This is a genomic window from Microbacterium sp. (genome assembly GCF_031988965.1).
In the GTDB taxonomy this organism is placed as follows: domain Bacteria; phylum Actinomycetota; class Actinomycetes; order Actinomycetales; family Microbacteriaceae; genus Microbacterium.
In genome coordinates, this window is the sequence record NZ_DALZXX010000201.1 from 1,747 (window position 1) to 3,999 (window position 2,253).

General features: G+C 70.4%; 2 protein-coding genes. One reads left to right on the forward strand and one right to left on the reverse strand.

From position 1 onward, the window contains the following. Positions 1-74: 74 nt before the first annotated feature. On the reverse strand, positions 75-1,385 hold the full coding sequence (locus RTM68_RS17465; RefSeq protein ID WP_312173404.1) for an extracellular solute-binding protein: 1,311 nt from the start codon (positions 1,383-1,385) through the stop codon (positions 75-77). A 164-nt stretch (positions 1,386-1,549) separates the two neighbouring features. Between RTM68_RS17465 and RTM68_RS17470 the strand changes: the two genes are divergently transcribed. Further along, a partial coding sequence (locus RTM68_RS17470; protein ID WP_312173406.1) for an FCD domain-containing protein occupies positions 1,550-2,253 on the forward strand: 704 nt, incomplete at its 3' end.

The window sequence follows — 2,253 nt, forward strand, 5'->3', positions numbered from 1 at the left end:
GGGGGGGGGGGGGGGGGGGGGGGGGGGGGGGGGGGGGGGGGGGGGGGGCCCCCCCCCCCCCCCCCCGCCGGCGATCACTGGTCGACGACCACGTCCATCTCCGCGAAGAACTGCGCGGCGGCCTCGTCGACCGTGATCGTCCCGAACCCGAGCTCCTCGCCGAGTTCGCGGAACTTCTCGTGCAGCGAGCCGTAGCCGACGATCGGCACCGGCGGCGCCTCGCCGCGGCGGTCGGCGACCGAGGACTCGTAGTCGGCGATCGTCTGGCTCAGCTCGTCGAGGTTGGCGGCGTCGCGGGCGGTGGCCGATGCCGGGAGGCCGCGGTTCGTGCCGAAGATCTCCCCGGACTCCGGCGAATTGATCAGGAAGTCGATCAGCGTCGCGGCGGCGGCGGGGTGGTCGGAGTTCGCGGCGATCGAGTACATCTGCGACGCCTTGAGATAGAGGTCCTTGCCGCCGTCCTCCGACAGCGGCGGTGCGATGAGCTCGATGTCGAAGCCCTCGCCGAGGTTGCCGAGGAAGCCGGCCCCGGTGTTGTCCCACGTGGCGTCACTGGCGGTGAGCGCCGCGTCGAACGCGGTCAGCGGCTGCACCTCGGCGACGCGCTGCTGCGGTGCGACGCCGCCGTCTGCCCGCTGGGCGGAGGTGGAGTCCCAGAACTCGGCGAGACGCTCCTCATCGAAGCCGGGGGTGCCGTCCTCCTCGAAGAGGTTGCCGCCCTCGGCGCGGAGCTGCAGCTCGAAGTTCTCGATCCGCGTGATCGGGTCGACCCCACCCCAGACGTCGGCGCTCTGCGCGCCCGCTGCGGCGCTCACCTCGGACATCCAGTCGTAGTAGTCGTCCCAGCTGCCTCCGTCGAACGGGTCCACCCCGTACTCCTCGAGCAGGGTCGTGTTGAGGAACATGCCCCAGGAGTTCGTCGACAGAGGGACGGCCGTCGTGGTGTCGTCGACCACGCCGGCGGAGAGGACCTGGCTGTCGATCGGATCCGTCTGGATGATCGAGCCGAGGTACGGCTCGAGGTCGAGCAGCGAGCCGCTCTCGGAGTACTGGCGGAGGTAGGCGAGATCCATGGTGACGACGTCGGGGAGTCCTCCGCCGGCCGCTTCGATCTGCCGCTTCTCCCAGTAGTCGTTGGGGGAGAGGAAGAGGATCTTCACGTCGATGTGCGGGTGCTGATCCTCGAACTCCGCGATGGCCTCGTCGTAGAGCGCGGCGCGCACGTCGTTCCCCCAGAAGGTGAAGCTGATCGAGACCTCCTCGTCGGGGTCGAGCGTCGGTTGCGTGTCGGCGGGCTGGCCGCTCGCCGCGCATCCCGCGAGCGTCAGTGCGGCGACGAGGAGCGTCCCCGTCGCGGCGGCCGTGTGCGTGTGTCGGAACCTCATGGTGTGTGTCGCCTCTCGTCATCGAGTGCTCGGGTCGGATTCTAGGAAACGTTTTCTCGGATCGGATGGAGAAAGGCGACACGAGGGCCGCCCGCCGCCAGTTTGCCAAACCGGTTGACCAAAAGCAATGCCGTGATCCGCGCGACTGCCGTATGTTGTCGTACATGCCCGCCTTTCCCGACGACCGCTCTTCGGAGATCACGGCCGCACTCGGCGTCCTCCCCACCGGCACCCCGGTCTCCGAGGTCGCCCGGCGCATGCTCGACCTCTTCACCGGGGGGTCGATCGCCGCCGGCACACGGCTTCCGCCCGAGCGCCAGCTCGCGACGACGCTCGGCGTGGGTCGCTCGGCCGTGCGTGAAGCGCTGGCGGCGCTGGAGATCCTGGGCATCGTCGATGTGCGCCCCGGTTCCGGCACCTACCTGCGCGGGGCCGCGAGCGAACTGCTGCCGCAGACCCTCCGATGGGGGCTGCTGATCGGCGAGCGCAACACCACCGAGCTCCTCGAGCTGCGTGAGGGTCTCGAGATCTTCGTGGCCCGCCTCGCCGCCGCGCGGGCGGATTCCGTCGTGATCGCCCGACTCGAGAAGGACGTCGCCCGCATGCGCGAGTCCTACGACGATCTCGCCGTCTTCGCGCGTGCCGATCTCGACTTCCATCACGCGCTCGCCGAGGCGGCGGGCAATCACACCCTCACCGACCATCTGCACGTGATCCGCTCGCTCCTCCAGGTGTACGCGGATCGGGCCGTGCACGACCGTGCGCATGCCGAGGTCGCGACAGCCGAGCACGAGGCCGTGCTCGCCGGCGTCCGCGCCGGCGACGGCGACGCCGCGGCCTCGGCCATGGCGGTGCACATGGCCACCGC